The organism is Candidatus Flexifilum breve (assembly GCF_016713355.1).
Genome location: NZ_JADJPI010000035.1, coordinates 1,309,429 through 1,324,251 on the forward strand (window position 1 = coordinate 1,309,429; position 14,823 = coordinate 1,324,251).

The 14,823-nt window shown below is 60.2% G+C and carries 12 protein-coding genes; 3 read left to right on the top strand and 9 right to left on the bottom strand.

The window, feature by feature from the left end:
* Positions 1 to 7: 7 nt before the first annotated feature.
* The 7 genes from IPK17_RS28595 to IPK17_RS28625 form a co-directional block, all read right to left on the bottom strand.
* Positions 8 to 1,429, bottom strand: a complete 1,422-nt coding sequence (locus IPK17_RS28595; RefSeq protein ID WP_343421107.1) for an alpha-L-fucosidase — start codon at positions 1,427 to 1,429, stop codon at positions 8 to 10.
* A 54-nt stretch (positions 1,430 to 1,483) separates the two neighbouring features.
* Entirely contained in the window at positions 1,484 to 3,529 is a 2,046-nt protein-coding gene (gene yicI, locus IPK17_RS28600) for an alpha-xylosidase (protein ID WP_343421108.1), read from the bottom strand.
* A complete protein-coding gene (locus tag IPK17_RS28605) occupies positions 3,516 to 4,607 on the bottom strand; it encodes an ABC transporter ATP-binding protein (protein WP_343421109.1) in 1,092 nt (363 codons plus the stop codon). Before IPK17_RS28605 ends, yicI begins: the two co-directional genes overlap by 14 nt.
* A complete protein-coding gene (locus IPK17_RS28610) occupies positions 4,600 to 5,637 on the bottom strand; it encodes an ABC transporter ATP-binding protein (protein WP_343421110.1) in 1,038 nt (345 codons plus the stop codon). Before IPK17_RS28610 ends, IPK17_RS28605 begins: the two co-directional genes overlap by 8 nt.
* Before the next feature lie 11 nt (positions 5,638 to 5,648).
* Entirely contained in the window at positions 5,649 to 6,827 is a 1,179-nt protein-coding gene (locus tag IPK17_RS28615) for an ABC transporter permease (protein WP_343421111.1), read from the bottom strand.
* Between the two features lie 9 nt (positions 6,828 to 6,836).
* Complete coding sequence (locus IPK17_RS28620; protein ID WP_343421112.1) at positions 6,837 to 7,829, bottom strand: ABC transporter permease; 993 nt, start codon at positions 7,827 to 7,829, stop codon at positions 6,837 to 6,839.
* Positions 7,830 to 8,136: 307 nt separating this feature from the next.
* Positions 8,137 to 10,077 (bottom strand): ABC transporter substrate-binding protein, encoded by a 1,941-nt coding sequence (locus IPK17_RS28625; RefSeq protein WP_343421113.1) that lies wholly within the window; start codon positions 10,075 to 10,077, stop codon positions 8,137 to 8,139.
* Between the two features lie 205 nt (positions 10,078 to 10,282).
* Here IPK17_RS28625 and IPK17_RS28630 point away from each other — a divergent pair, with 205 nt between their 5' ends.
* Both IPK17_RS28630 and IPK17_RS28635 read left to right on the top strand, forming a co-directional pair.
* Complete coding sequence (locus tag IPK17_RS28630) at positions 10,283 to 11,281, top strand: LacI family DNA-binding transcriptional regulator (protein ID WP_343421114.1); 999 nt, start codon at positions 10,283 to 10,285, stop codon at positions 11,279 to 11,281.
* A gap of 110 nt (positions 11,282 to 11,391) precedes the next feature.
* Positions 11,392 to 11,778, top strand: a complete 387-nt coding sequence (locus tag IPK17_RS28635; protein WP_343421115.1) for a response regulator — start codon at positions 11,392 to 11,394, stop codon at positions 11,776 to 11,778.
* 81 nt (positions 11,779 to 11,859) lie between these two features.
* Here IPK17_RS28635 and IPK17_RS28640 read toward each other — a convergent pair whose 3' ends face one another.
* Both IPK17_RS28640 and IPK17_RS28645 read right to left on the bottom strand, forming a co-directional pair.
* Positions 11,860 to 12,825: an aromatic ring-hydroxylating dioxygenase subunit alpha gene (locus IPK17_RS28640; RefSeq protein ID WP_343421116.1), complete on the bottom strand. Its 966-nt coding sequence runs from the start codon at positions 12,823 to 12,825 to the stop codon at positions 11,860 to 11,862.
* 26 nt (positions 12,826 to 12,851) lie between these two features.
* Positions 12,852 to 14,048: a BMP family lipoprotein gene (locus IPK17_RS28645; RefSeq protein WP_343421117.1), complete on the bottom strand. Its 1,197-nt coding sequence runs from the start codon at positions 14,046 to 14,048 to the stop codon at positions 12,852 to 12,854.
* A 398-nt stretch (positions 14,049 to 14,446) separates the two neighbouring features.
* Between IPK17_RS28645 and IPK17_RS28650 the strand changes: the two genes are divergently transcribed.
* Positions 14,447 to 14,818: a response regulator gene (locus tag IPK17_RS28650; protein ID WP_343421118.1), complete on the top strand. Its 372-nt coding sequence runs from the start codon at positions 14,447 to 14,449 to the stop codon at positions 14,816 to 14,818.
* Positions 14,819 to 14,823: the final 5 nt, after the last annotated feature.

Consider the following 14,823-nt stretch of genomic DNA (forward strand, 5'->3'; position numbering starts at 1 on the left):
CTTGTGATCAGCGAATGCGCAAGACCGCTGCTGGCGCTGCCCAATCGGTCGTGCTGACGCGCAGCCCCACGTCTTCGCGCGTCCAGGTGACCGGGCGCTCGCTCCCCAACAGGTCGACCTGTTGGATCGGTCGCTGCAAGAGGTTGCGCGCCGTACCGAGTGCTTCGATCAGCGCCTCGCCATTTTCGGGCACGCCGAGCAGGATCGCGTAGAGTGTAGCGCCCTGCGTGGTGAAACGCACATCGCGCGCCGTAAACCCGGCGCGGTTGGCATCGGTGAAGCCACCGCTGACCACCGCGGTCGGACCTTCCCCCGAGATCACCCACGGGCGCGACCCGTAGATCGCTTCGCCGTTGACTGCCAGCCAGCGCCCCAGATCCAGCAGAATTTGCGTATCGCCTTCAGGGATGGTGCCATCCGGACGCGGCCCAATATTGAGCAGCAGCGCGCCATTCTTGCTCACGAGGTCGATCAGATCATGCAGAATTGACGCCGACGAACGGTAATTGAGTTCGGTCGTGTAGCACCATGAATTCGTCGCGACGGCGGTATCCGACTGCCAGAAATCCGGGCGTATTTCGCTCATCAGGCCGCGTTCCACATCGAAGACGGCGGTGCCTTCGGGGAAGGCTTCATTCTTGCAGTTGATCGCCACGCCCTTGCCCCACTCCAGCCCGCGGTTGTAGTAATGCGCCGCGAACTGCTGGAGGTACGGTTCAAACGCCAGTTGGTGAATCCACCAGTCGAAGTAATAGAGCTGTGGCTGGTACTTGTCCACCAGTTCGACATTGCGCGCCAGCCATTCGGTCAGGAAGGCGACATCGGGCGCTGGCTGCCAGTCACGGGTGTGCCAGATCGGGTTTTCCCAGTCCCGCGGACTGGGGTGCGCCGGGCCGTAGAAATCCGCGTAGGCCGGGTCTTGCACATCCGACGGAAACTGCTGGCCGCCATTCATGAACCACCAGTGTTCCGCGCGGTGATTCGACAGGCCGAAGATCAGCCCCGCGGCGCGGGTCGCCTGCGCCAATTCGCCGATCACGTCGCGCTGCGGCCCCATCAGCGGAGCCTTCCAGCGCGTGTATGCGGAGTCATACAGGGCGAAGCCGTCGTGATGTTCAGCGACGGGGATCACGTAGCGCGCGCCCGCCCGCTTGAATAGATCCACCCACGCCGCCGCATCGAACAGTTCGGCGGTGAACAACGGGATGAAGTCCTTGTAACCAAACACCGACTGATCGCCCCACACCGCGCGGTGATGTTCGTACGCGCGGCTGCCCTGCAAGTACATGTTGCGCGAATACCACTCGTTGTCGAACGCGGGCACGGAGAACGCGCTCCAATGGATAAAAATGCCGAACTTCGCGTCTTCATACCAGCGCGGCACGCGGAACTGACGCAGTGACTCCCAGTTGGGCTCAAAATAGACCATAGCAGCCATATCCTTAATGAGTAGAGACGCCGCAGCGCCTCTACGAAGTGAACCTCATTCAGCCCCAACCGCCAGCGGTTGGAGGCAGGACCAGCGCGCGCCGCGTTCGGTGTGCACCCACAGCGGCAGGCTGAAGTAGCCGTGCGTCTCCGTGCGCCAACGCCCACCCTCAGCGATCTTACCCGTCAGCAGGTTGCGCCACTGCCCTTCCGGCAGATAGTACGACACCTCGCCGCGCGGATTGAAGATCGGCGCAACCAGCAGCGCCGAACCGAGCATGTATTGCAGGTCAAGCGGACGACACGTCAAATCCTGCGGGAATTCTAACACCATCGGACGCATGACGGGGTAACCGCAGTCGTGCGCTTCGCGCGCCGCATCCATCAGGTACGGCAGAATCCGCATCTTCAGGTTGTTGAAGTAGCGCAGCACGTCAATCGACTCGTCATCGAACATCCACGGCAGACGCACGCTCGTGTTGCCGTGCAGGCGGCTGTGCGATGACAGCAAGCCGAAGGCGACCCAGCGCTTATACAGGTCGGGCGGGGCGGTGTCATGGAAGCCGCCGATATCGTGACTCCAAAAGCCAAACCCGCACAGACTGAGCGACAGCCCGCCGCGCAGTGTTTCCGCCATCGACGGGTACGTCGAGCTGTTGTCGCCACCCCAATGCACCGGATATTTGTGCCCGCCCGCCGTGGTCGAGCGGGCGAACACGACCGCTTCACCCTCGCCCTTCACCTCGCGCAGCAGCTCAAATACCGTCTGGTTGTAGAGGTAGGTATAGTAGTTGTGCATCCGTTCGGGATCAGAACCATCGAAGTAGCGCACGGCGGTCGGGATGCGTTCGCCAAAATCCGTCTTGAAGGTATCAACGCCCATCTCGAGCAGCGCGCGCAGCTTATCAGCGTACCACGTCCGTGCCGCCGGGTTGGTGAAATCGACTAAGCCGATCCCCGGCTGCCAATCATCCATCTGGAACACGTCGCCATTCGGCGCGTGGAGCAGATACCCCTGCGCCGCGCCTTCCGCGAACAGCGGTGATGCCTCGGCGATGTATGGGTTGATCCACACACAGATCTTGATGCCGTTCGCCTTGATGCGCGCCAGCATCCCCGCCGGATCGGGGAAGAAGCGCGGGTCCCACACGAAGCTCGACCACGTCAGCTCTTTCATCCAGAAGCAGTCGAAGTGGAACACGCGCAGTGGAATGCCGAGTTCTTCCATCCGGTCGATGTTGTTCAGGATAGTCTGTTCGTCGTAATTGGTGGTGAACGAGGTCGAGAGCCACAGCCCGAACGACCACTGCGGCGGCAGCGCCGGGCGACCGCTCAACGCGGTGTACTGTTCGAGCGCGTCTTTCATCGACGGGCCGCCGAACACGTAATAGTCGAGGCTGTGCCCTTCGACGCTGAACTGCACGCGCTCAATGGCGTGCGACGCGACTTCAAACGACACATTGCCGGGGTGGTTGACGAGCACGCCGTACCCCTGACTGGTGAGATAGAACGGGACGTTCTTATAGGCGTATTCGCTGTTCGTGCCGCCGTCCTCGTTCCAACTGTCGACTGACTGGCCGTTCTTGACGAACGCGCTGAAGCGCTCGCCAAGGCCGTACACCGTTTCGCCCACCTGCAGTGCGAGCTGTTCGCGCAGATACGTCTTGCCGCCCTGCGTGAACAGGCCGACCGCCTGCGGTTCGCTCTCGGTGAGAATTTGTCCGTCACGGAGCAGTGCGTAACGCCAATCGCCTTCGACGGGCACGATAACCGACACTGCGCCCGCTTTCAACCACGCCCGCGCCTCATCGCGCCCCGTTTCGACGTTGGGGTTCGCCAGCGTGTAATCGAGATCAAAGGCGGGGGTGCGCGGCAGACGGCCTTTGAAGTGCGTCAGCTGCACGCGGATCACGTTGGGCATGGGCGACGTAAACCGCGCGTTGATCGTCGTGCCGCCAATGAAGCTGTTGCGGTTGTATACCCGGTGATCGTACCCGGAGATCGTGAGCGCATCGGCTTCCACCACCATATCCGTGATTGTGATCGGGTAAATCACGCTGGTATCGGGCAGCAGTTGCCACTGGCCTTTATTGAATTTCATGGTTCTCTTCGTCCTTCTCGGTCGGAATCACCCCGCGCAGCGCGAGGTCTTCCGCAAAATGGCAGGCAACCGCCCGTTCCCCATCCAGAGCATGGAGGGGCGGCGCTTCGGTAGAACAGCGCGCTTGCGCATAGCGGCAGCGCGGGTGGAAATAACAGCCCGAGGGCGGGTTCGCCGGGTCAGCGACTTCGCCTTGCAGCCGAATGCGTCGGCCTTTGTCACGGTGGCGCGGATTGTGGATCGGCACGGCGGAGAGCAGCGCTTCGGTATATGGGTGTTTGGGCTGACCGTACAGCGCGGTCGATTCCGCCGTTTCGACCAGCTTGCCCACGTACATCACGTTGACGCGGTCGCAGATATGGCGGACTACGCTCAAATCATGCGCGATGAACAGGTATGCGAGTCCGAGTTCCGCCTGCAAGTCTTCCAGCAGGTTGAGGATTTGCGCGCGGATCGACACGTCAAGCGCGGAAATCGCTTCGTCGGCGACAATCAGGCGCGGATTGGTCGCCAGCGCGCGAGCGATGACAATGCGCTGGCGTTCGCCGCCGCTGAAGGCGTGCGGGTAACGGCGCATGTATTCCGGGCGCAGTCCGACACGCCGCAGCAGCGCGGCGACCCGGTCTTGTAGTTCGCTGCCCGACGCGAGGTTGTTCACCTTGAGCACTTCGCCGACCAGTTCCAGCACCGTCAACCGCGGGTTGAGTGACGAATACGGATCCTGAAAGATCATGCGGATCTGCTGGCGATACTGCACCAGATCCGTGCGCGGTAGCTGGGCGAGGTCGACGGGCGCACCCTGAGCCGGATGATAGATGATTTCGCCCGCCGTCGGCTCGTAGACGCGCAGCACACAGCGCCCGACCGTCGTCTTGCCGCAGCCGCTTTCCCCGACCAAGCCCAGCGTTTCGCCGCGTTTGATCGAAAAGCTCACATCGTCCACCGCTTTGACATAACTCGTCTGCTGTTTGAAGAAGCCTTTGCGCTTGGGGAACCACATTTTCAGGCCGCGGACTTCGAGCAGCACGTCATCTTTGACCGTTGCCGCGGGCAGCGTATTCAGCGCGGGGCTAACCATGCAGCACCTCCTTGGCGGCGAACTGCGCGCGGTAGCGCGGATCGTGCAGCAGGCAGCGCGCCGTATGTCCATCGTCCACCGTGATGGCCTCGGGCGTGACCTCATCACACACGCCGCGCACCGCCACCGTGCAGCGCGGATGGAACGGACAGCCCGCCGGGCGATTGAACGGCGACGGCACCATGCCCTTAATCGGGTTGAGGTGCGCACGTTCGAGGCTGATCTTCGGGATCGACGAGAGCAGCGCCTGCGTATAGGGATGCGCGGGCGCATTGAAGATCGTATCGACATCACCCTGCTCAACGACCGTGCCGAGGTACATCACCGCGACCTTGTCGGCAATTTCCGCCACCACGCCGAGATCGTGCGTGATGAACAGGATCGCCATGTGATACTGTTCCTGCAAGTCGCGCATCAAATCGAGGATTTGCGCCTGTGTCGTCACGTCGAGCGCGGTCGTCGGCTCGTCGGCGATCAACAGCTTGGGGTTGCACGAGAGCGCCATCGCGATCATGCAGCGCTGGAGCATTCCCCCAGAGAGGCGGAACGGATATTCATCGATGCGCGACTCCGGGCGCGGAATGCCTACCTGTCGCAGCAGTTCGATAGCACGGTTGCGCGCTTCAAGTTTACTGATGTCGTTGTGCAGCAAAATCGCCTCGATGATCTGGCTGCCGACCGTATACAGCGGGCTGAGCGAGGTCATCGGCTCCTGAAAGATCATGGCGATTTCCGCGCCGCGAATCCGGCGGATTTTCGCGCCGCGCGGATCGAGCGCCGTGATGTCGACGGTTTCGCGGCTGCCGTTCAGCGATTGATGGTAGCGGATGGAACCGCCAACCACCTTGCCGGGCTGATGCACGATGCCGAGGATAGCCCGCGCGGCGACACTCTTGCCGCTGCCGCTCTCCCCAACCACGCACAGCGTCTGCCCCTCGTCGAGGCTGTAGGTCACGCCATCGACGGCCTTGACTACTCCCTCATTGGTCGGGAAGTGGACTTTGAGATCGTTCATTTCGAGCAGAGTCATCCACTTCACTCCTAGGTATGATACGGATCGGCGGCGTCGCGCAGACCATCGCCGAGGAAGTTGAACGTCAGCACGGTGACCACGACCGCCGCGCCGGGCAGCAGCAGCCACGGCATGCTGTTGATCGTGGCGATGTTCATGGCGTCCTGCAGCATCACGCCCCAGCTCACAATCGGCGCGCGCAGCCCCAAGCCGAGGAAGCTGAGCGCCGATTCGCCGAGGATCATGCCGGGGATGGCGAGCGTCGTCGCGGCGATGATGTGGCTCATGAACGAGGGGATCATGTGGCGCAAAATGATGCGGCGGCGCGGCACGCCATCGAGTTCGGCGGCGACGATGAAGTCTTCTTCACGCAGCGCGAGGAACTTACCGCGCACTTCACGCGCGAGGCGCGTCCAGCCGAGCAGCGACAGGATGATCGTAATGCCGAAATACACGTAGATCGGGTCCCAGCGCGGTGGCACAGCCGTCGCCAGCGCCATCCACAGCGGAATATCCGGGATGGAGCGCAGAATTTCGATGATGCGCTGGATCACGTTGTCGACCACGCCGCCGACCAGCCCGGACAACGCCCCCAGCACCACGCCGAGGATCAAGCTCAGGAACACGCCCACCAAGCCGACCGAGAGCGACACCTGCGACGCAAAGATCAGGCGGCTGAAGCCGTCGCGCCCCACATCATCAGTGCCGAACAGGTAGAACGGCTCGCCTTTGGTAATCGGCCCGAAGAAGTGAATATCCAGCGTGATCGCCAACTGGTTGATCGGGTAGATCGGGACGCCGTGCAGACCGATCTGGTACTCGTCGCCGCGCACGAAAAAGCCGAGCGGAATCTTGTTCTCTTCGTCAATCGTGTAGATGCGGGCATACGTGCGCGGGTCAGTTTCGCCCTTGTAGGCGTACACAAACGGCGCGAACTGCCCGTTATCGAACCATTGAATCGGCATGGGCGGCGCTTGGGTATAGCGACGGTTGTAGGTATCGACCGCTTGCGGCGCGAAGAAGCCCGCGCCCACGGCGACCACGTACAGACCGATGATGATCGCCAGGCTGATCATTGCCAGCCGATGCTTACGAAACTTCCACCACATCAACTGCCACTGCGACGCCACAACGAGGCGCGGTTCGTTCTCTTCAACGGCCAGCGGCGCGACTGGAGGAACGGCGGTCTGCATCATCTCGTTAGCCATGAGTTCCTCCTAACTGTACTGAATGCGCGGATCGAGCCACGCCAGCATGAGATCGGACAAAAGCGTGCCGAGGATCGTCACGAGGCTGAGCAGCATGAGGAAGCCCGCCGACACGAACAGATCCTGCTGCAAGAGCGAATTCAGGTACACCGGGCCAATGGTCGGCAAGTTGAGCACAATCGAGACAATCGCCTCCCCCGCAATCAAGCTCGGCAGAAACCACGCAATCGAACTCACAAAGGGGTTCATCGCCGCGCGCAGCGGGTACTTGATCAGCAGCTTCCATTCCGGCAGGCCTTTGGCGCGCGCCGTTTCGACATACGGCTTATGCAGTTCGTCGAGCAAATTGGCGCGCATCACGCGGATCAACCCAGCCGTGCCACCTACCCCGATGATGATCATCGGAATCCACATGTGCTTGAACAGGTCGATCACCCGCTCAAAGCTCCACGGCGCGTTCTCGAATTCCGGTGAGAACAGGCCGCTCAGGCTGACGTTGCCGTACTTGAACGCGAGGAACATCAAGACCAGCGCGATCAGGAAGCCCGGCGTCGCCAACCCGATAAAGCCGATGAAACTGAAGACATAGTCGGCGAGGCTGTACTGCTTAACCGCCGACAGGACGCCGATGGGCAGCGCGATGATCCATGTGAAGACGAAACTCGAAATCGACACGATCAGCGTCATCCCCATACGATCCCGAATGACGACTTCGGCGGGTTCGGAGTTCTGGAACGAATAGCCGAAATCCCCGCGCAGCACGATGTTGCCAATCCACTTGGTGTATTGGACGACCATCGGCTCATCCAGACCATAGCGGTCGCGCATGGCCGCTTCAAATTCGGGCGACCACGTCGTCCCGCCCGTCTGGTTGCGCATGTTTTCGATCATCTGCGTCACGTAATCGCCGGGTGGCAGTTGAATGGTCGTGAACACGACGACGGAGATGATGATCATCGTCGGGATGACATAAAGCAGGCGTTTCAAAATATACTTCGCCATCGACAATCCTAGTTTGTCTATTTAACGTCAGTTAGGGATAAGCTGCTTGTCGATCCATCCGCATCTGCGCCCATATTGTGATCACCCGCCAAACCGCTCAGGACGAGGCATGCCTCGCCCTACACAGACGCACTTATCTGTCTCCCCTCCCCCGAATTCGGGGAGGGGCCGGGGTGGGGTCGGATAACAGGGCAGTCACGCAAAATCATCGCCACTCGGCTGTTTTATCCATAACTAACGTCATTTACGGATGTGGAAGCGGGGCATGGTGTCCGCCATGCCCCTCAACTGCTAGAGGATTATGTCGCTATTCCGGGCGATAGAACCACTGTTCCGGGAAGGCAATCGCCGGGCCACCGGGATTCCAGCCGTCCACCCACGTTTCCGGCACATTGGCGAGCCGCGCACTCAGCGGGCGATAGGGGCCGGTCGCGCTGGAGATGCCGATCACCCAGAAGTTATCCGCCGCCGTTTGCAGCACCTGACTCATCAGTTCGATGCGCTGTTCGCTGGTCGGCGCCTGCCGCACCTGCTCATACAGCGCGATGTGATCCTTGATTTCCTGCGGGGGTTCGACGGCATTCGGGTTGTTCGGTTCGAGATACCACAGATTCCAGGCGTTACCCCAGATCGACTGGCCGTGCACCGGGACAAAATAGCGCGGGTCGGTGATGGCCGTGATGCCGTAGCCGCCTTCACCCGTGAACACGGTCGCTTCCATGCTGTTGTCGTTGCGGCGTTCCGTCCAAATCGAGTTGTCGACCACGTCGACGACTAAATCGATGCCGACATCGGCGTAATACTGCTTGAGCAGTTCCGCGACATCCGTGAAGCGCAGCCCATAGTCGCCGGACTGGACGGTCATGACGATGGTCAGGCGTTCGCCCGTCGCCGGGTTGAGACGGAAACCGTCGCCGTCCTTGTCGGGCAGCACGAGGTCAAGATGCGCGTTCGCCTCGTCGACATTGTACTCAAGGTACTGCGTAGTGAGCTGTTCGTTATAGAGCGGCGAGTCTTCAATCGGGGAGACCTGCCGGGCTTCGCCCTGCCCGAAGTAGACGATGTCGATCACTTCGTCGCGGTTGATGGCGTAGGACATAGCGATGCGGAAGTCACGTTCGCTGAAGATGGAACCGAGTTCCGGGTGCGTCATGTTGAACATGATGCTGACCTTGCCGCCGCCTTCGCTCTGAAGCTGGTAAACGCTCAGACCGCTGGTCGCTTCGTTTTCGAAGAACAAGGGGCGCTGCAGGTCGGTGGTGTTCGCCATCGTGTCGTATTCGCCGGCGAGCACGTCGACGAGCATGGTCTGGTCATCCTGATAGGCTGAGCCGACAATGCGATCGATGTACGGGAGCTGGTTGCCCGCCGCGTCGACCCAGTAATAATACGGGTTGCGTTCGGCAATGAACTGCGTGCCCGTGCCCATCGGTTGGGTGTAGATCCACGGGAACATCGTCGGGTAGTTCACGTCACGGCTGATGACCGCCGCGTCCGTGCCGGGGCCGACCGCCGAATGCGCCTGGAACAGCGAGACCCAGTCTTCCGCGCCTTCGGTCTGCGCGATCAGTTCGTCGATGCCATCCGGATTGTAGGCGATATGGAACTGTTCGAGGTAGTGCTTGGGCGCAGTGACCAGTTCCCAACCGGGCCAACCCGCCATGTTGAGCAGGAACATGCCGTAGGGCACATCAAACGTCAGGCTGAAGGTCAAGTCGTCGATCTTTTCGGCGACTGGGGCTTCCTGACCGGGCTTGAGCCAACCGGACGGGAACGAGCCGCCGTTCAATTCGGGATTGCCGTAAATGTCATTGATGACGAAGAGCACATCATCTGCGGTGAAGGGCACGCCATCCGACCACTTGACGCCGGGGCGAATATGGAAAGTGAACATGCGCGCATCGTCGCTCACGTCAACGCTTTCGGCGATATTCGGCATCCAGTCCGAATATGTCTCGTTCCACGTCACCAGCCCCTTCCAGAACGTCCAGAAGACCATCTGGCTTGACCAAAAGGCGTCGCCCACAAACGGATCGCGGAAGTCGCCACCGTACGTGCCAATTTGCGACCAATCAAAGCTGACGACCCGTGGATTCGACGGCAAACGTTCCGCCACCGGCGGGAGTTCACCCGCTGCGACGCGCGCGGCGAGCATGGGCGACTCGTTGTACTGCACATCTTGAGCCGCAAGCGAAGTAAAGGAGAGGAGCGAGAGAAGGAATACAAAAAGCAGGATCCGATGTTTCATAATATTTTCTCCAATTGTGACTGTTCACAAATACTATACATGAGCTAATTGTGAGATTGCAAGTATTTCATGGGAGCAATTTTAGCGACTACCGACAAATAACCGGACTTTATAGCAGTAAGAGGGGTGTTTTGGTCAAACCTTCTAGTGACTGGTCACATATTGTATACTTGAGGTTGTGAGATCGTAATTGGAATCGCCGCCTATGAGAAGCAAACGCCCCACAGTTCGCGATGTTGCCCGCCACGCTGGTGTCTCCTACCAGACGGTCTCGCGTGTCATCAATAATGACGTTCATGTCTCCCCTGCCACCCGGGAACGCGTGCAGGCGGCCATCAGCGCGCTTGGCTTTCGCCCCAACCGTGCCGCGCAGATCATGCAAACCGAACGGTCGCAGACCCTTGAGGTCATCATCTTCTATGGCGGACTGAATCGCTTCCTGCCGGAGATGGCGCGTACCGCCCATAACCTCGGCTACCACTTCTCGATCTCGGCGATCTTCGAGGACGAGTTCATCCGTTCGCTGGAGAGTGCGTCATCGCGCTTTGTCGACGGCTTGCTGCTGGTCCCGTTCGTACCGCTCGACTTCACCTATGCTGAACTTCAGCGCCTGACGGACAACATTCCCCTTGTACAGATCGGCGCGTCGCTCGGCGCGAACATCCCGTCGGTGATCTATGCGCAGGCGCTCGGGTCACGGTTGGCGACGCAGCACCTGATCGACCTTGGTCACCGCCACATTGCGGAGATCAGCGGGCCGCTCAATAACTATGATGGGCGCGATCGGCATGCGGCGTGGGCAGACACCTTACGTGAAAATGGCTTGCCCAGCGGGACGAGTCTGGAAGGCGATTGGACACTCGAAAGCGGCTTCCGCGCGATGAATCAACTGCTGGACAGCGGCGTGCACTTCACGGCGGTGGTAATCGGCAATGATTCGATGGCCTTAGGCGCGAATACGGCGCTGCGGCAGCGCGGGCTGCGTGTGCCGGAAGATGTATCGATTGTGGGTTTCGACGATGTGCCGGAAGCCGCGCACGTCTGCCCCGCATTGACCACCGTCCGGCAGGATTTTACGATGCTGGGGAAGGTCTCGGTCGAATACGTCGTGCGCCTGATCGAGCAGCCCGACACGCCCATTCAGCAGACCGTTTTGCATCCCAAACTCATCGTACGCCAAAGCACCGCGCCGCCCCGTCCATAACACCTGTCACGATCAACACGCATTTTCCAGACATATAACATGTATTGAGGATAAATATGTGTTGTAAAATGATTAGTAGACTTCTAAATTCTTTCACAAGGAACACGTGAATGCTTTCGCTTGAAGCGCTGATCATCGACGACAACACCGACAACCTCACTGTACTTTCCCAGCTCCTTCAGATCGAGGGCATCCGTTCGATTCGGGAACCCCGCGCCGGAAATGTGGCGAACGACCTCGGGCGGTTTGTCGGCGTCAGCCTCATCTTTCTCGATCTCGAAATGGCGACGGACGGCTTTGCACTGCTCCAGCTGTTCAAAAGTGACCGCCGCTATGACGGCATCCCCATCATCGCCTACACGGTACACACGCACCTGCTGGCCGACGCCAAGGCGGCAGGTTTCGACGGCTTCATCGGCAAACCCGTCAGCGCCGAGGAGTTTCCCGACCAAATCGCGACGATTCTCCGCGGTGGTCACGTGTGGTGGACGCCGTAATTCACGCTTGAAACCACCCCGGCCAGAATCAAACGAGCGCATCCCTGGGGATGCGCTCGTTGTTTGCTGGAAATACCGGCTCTAGGCTGTGCCGAACGACAACCCGAGCTGTCGCAGCCACTTGCGGTAGGCAATCGCCGTGCGATCTGACCGCAGGTGCAGTTCTGCCTGCAAATCGAGCGGCAGACGTTCCGGGCGCTGCGATTCGACAATCGGCACATCCTGCCCCGCGACCGTAGCCTGAAACGCGCGCAGTTCCTCTTCCGGAATGTCGAAGCCGTAGTTGTAGTTCATCCACATCCCCCCCTTGCTCTCAAACTCAGAAACCGGGGTGACGACGAAGTAGATCGAAAACGTCTGCTCCATGCGCTTGACGAAGTAGGCGACCAGCGGGCGCATCACGCGGTAGGTATAGGCGACATGCTTGCCCACGCCCAGTCCGTCCGGGTCGGGCTGCCACACGCGGATGTTATCCGCCGTGACGCCGTCCTCGGCGATGATCGCGTCGTAATCGCTGATCTCCGTGTGCTGCGGGTCGCCGAGATAGCCCTCATGCACGAATGGGAAGTGCGCGACGTCAAGGAAGTTCTCGATCACACGCGGCGCACCCGCCTTGAAGAAGTACGGGCCGCAGTGGATGTTGCGAAAACCGCTGTCATCCCATTCCGCGAACGCGGGCGGGAGATGGGTGGGGTTCCCTAAGGTCACCCACACCCAGCCATACAGATCGAGCGCACGATACGCCTGCGCGCGGGCGCGTTCTGGGGGAATCTGCTCGGGGTGCGCGGGGATGAGCACACATTTCCCCTCTTCGTTGTAAACCCACCCATGATACGGGCAGATCAGCCGCTCCCCTTCCACCTTCCCCAACGACAGCTTCGCGCCGCGATGGATACACAGGTCTTGCCACGCCAGCACTTGATCGCCGGAGCGCCAGAGGACGATGTCCTCATCCAGCAGCCGCGCTGCCAAGGGTTGTCCCGGCAGCAGTTCGGCGCTGCGCGCGACCACATGCCATTCATTCAAAAGCACCGCATCGTTGATCATCTCTGCACCCGAAGTTGGTTCGCCAATTACTCGCTTGCGCCAATCATACCCTCAAGGAGCTGCGGCAGGAACCAAATGTCGAGCGGTTCGGCGAATTCACCTTCGGCAAGGAAGGCGCTGCCATCCTGATAGTTGAGCGGGCCTTCAAACAGGAAAATGCGATCAGCGTTTTCTTCCGCTGTGCCGAACGCGGCCAATTCAGCGATGAAGGCGTCCAGCGAAACCGCATCTTCTTCGCTCAGCGCGGAACCCTTGACGAAGCCCATCGGCGACACATCCGGATCGTTGATGTCCGCCCACGACGGCGCTTCCCACTCCCACGCCTGCGCCCACGTGCCCGCGCTTACCGACTCCATGAGGCGCGTGTAGTACGGACCCCAGTTGTAGTACGGCACACCGATGCACACATCCGCCGCGATTTCGCAGGCGCCGCGATAGTCATAACCGCTGGCGTACACGGCCTCGCCATTGCCCGCGCGCAGACCAGCGACGGTCAGCGCTTCCGTGGTGTCAATGGCGGAAATGACCACATCCGCGCCATTGTCATAGAACGAGTTGGTTTCTTCGGTCGGGTCGAGCGTCACACCGGGGATGTTGAACCAGAAGCCGATCCACGTCACCGTGAAGTTGAGATCGTCCGGGTTGCCGCCCGCATAGGTCTCATAGCAGTGCTTCGCGCCGAGGTAGGCAGAGGCGGCGAGGCGGCGGGTCTCCGCGTTGATCAGCGGCCCAAGATAGCCGATCTGCCCGGTCTCCGTCGTGAGCGCGGCAGCGCAGCCGACGATCATTTCGCCCCATTCAAGCTGGGCATCGTAGTTGCTCACGTTGGCGGGGGCGCCTTCAAGTACGTTGCTGCCGGTGATGTTGACGAACGTCACCTCGGGGAACTGTTCGGCGACGGCGGATGTATCTTCTTCGAACGCATCCGACGTGGTGATGATGAGCTGCGCGCCTTCGGCCACCATGTCACTGACCACGCCGAGCAGTGTCGCTTCCGGCGAATCGGCGGGGTTCAGGCTTTCAAACATCAGCATGCGCGCGCCTTCGACGTTGGCGACGGCATATTCCGCGGCTTCAAAGTGAGCCTGACTCCAGCCTCGGTCCGTGCTCGGCCCGACGAGGATCAGCCCGAACACAAATTCATCTTGCGCTACGACCGCAGTCGACAGCACGCCAAGCAGGACAACGGTGAGAATCGACAGCAGCAGCAGTTTCCGCGCCATAGGTGAATATTCCTCTCATCAGAAATTTGGATGTGGAGAGTTTAGTGATTTTTGACACATCGGAAAAATGGCGAAAGCCTACCAAAACCAGCGCAAATCACTTGGGCACTTTTGCTATCTCCCGCGGCGTGACCAATCGGTACCGTGCGTCACTTTGGCGCAACTGCACAAGGGCTTCATCAACCCACCATCCCCAACACATGCGCGAGCACAAACTTATCCTTTACGATGTATTCATGATCTGCCTATTGTTACAACTCCCTTCCGTCATACGATATAGAGAGGGTCATTCATCTACTCACGCTGAGGCCAACCGCTATGCCGCCACCATTAATCGTATTCCCGTTGACCGGCTGTGGTGACACCGTGATGCACGCCGCTGATCTGAGCGCCGAGCGATGACTACCGGCCCCCGGATCGTCATCGTCGAAGATGAGATGATCATCGCCCTCGACCTCCAGACGCGCTTACAACGCCTCGGCTGTACCGTGTTAGCGACAGCCACGTCCGGCGAAGAAGCGATTCGCATCGTCGCCGCCAGCCAACCCGATCTCATATTTATGGATATCGGCCTGAGCGGCCAACTGGACGGCATCGACACCGCCGCCCATATCCATGCGCAAGCCGCCATTCCGATCGTATTTCTGAGCGCCTACACGGATCCATCCACGCGGACCCGCATGGCGCCGATTATGCCCTCCAGTCTGATCGCCAAGCCCTTCGCCGATGCCGAGCTGCGTGAAGCGCTGCGCCTGCTGCCGGGTGGATGATCAGT

Bases quoted from the DNA above. Each gene is read 5' to 3' on its own strand.
- yicI (WP_343421108.1), bottom strand. From the start codon at position 3,529: ATGAAATTCAATAAAGGCCAGTGGCAACTGCTGCCCGATACCAGCGTG.
- IPK17_RS28625 (WP_343421113.1), bottom strand. From the start codon at position 10,077: ATGAAACATCGGATCCTGCTTTTTGTATTCCTTCTCTCGCTCCTCTCC.
- IPK17_RS28630 (WP_343421114.1), top strand. From the start codon at position 10,283: ATGAGAAGCAAACGCCCCACAGTTCGCGATGTTGCCCGCCACGCTGGT.
- IPK17_RS28595 (WP_343421107.1), bottom strand. From the start codon at position 1,429: ATGGTCTATTTTGAGCCCAACTGGGAGTCACTGCGTCAGTTCCGCGTG.
- IPK17_RS28645 (WP_343421117.1), bottom strand. From the start codon at position 14,048: ATGGCGCGGAAACTGCTGCTGCTGTCGATTCTCACCGTTGTCCTGCTT.
- IPK17_RS28620 (WP_343421112.1), bottom strand. From the start codon at position 7,829: ATGGCGAAGTATATTTTGAAACGCCTGCTTTATGTCATCCCGACGATG.
- IPK17_RS28615 (WP_343421111.1), bottom strand. From the start codon at position 6,827: ATGGCTAACGAGATGATGCAGACCGCCGTTCCTCCAGTCGCGCCGCTG.
- IPK17_RS28635 (WP_343421115.1), top strand. From the start codon at position 11,392: ATGCTTTCGCTTGAAGCGCTGATCATCGACGACAACACCGACAACCTC.
- IPK17_RS28610 (WP_343421110.1), bottom strand. From the start codon at position 5,637: ATGACTCTGCTCGAAATGAACGATCTCAAAGTCCACTTCCCGACCAAT.
- IPK17_RS28650 (WP_343421118.1), top strand. From the start codon at position 14,447: ATGACTACCGGCCCCCGGATCGTCATCGTCGAAGATGAGATGATCATC.
- IPK17_RS28605 (WP_343421109.1), bottom strand. From the start codon at position 4,607: ATGGTTAGCCCCGCGCTGAATACGCTGCCCGCGGCAACGGTCAAAGAT.
- IPK17_RS28640 (WP_343421116.1), bottom strand. From the start codon at position 12,825: ATGATCAACGATGCGGTGCTTTTGAATGAATGGCATGTGGTCGCGCGC.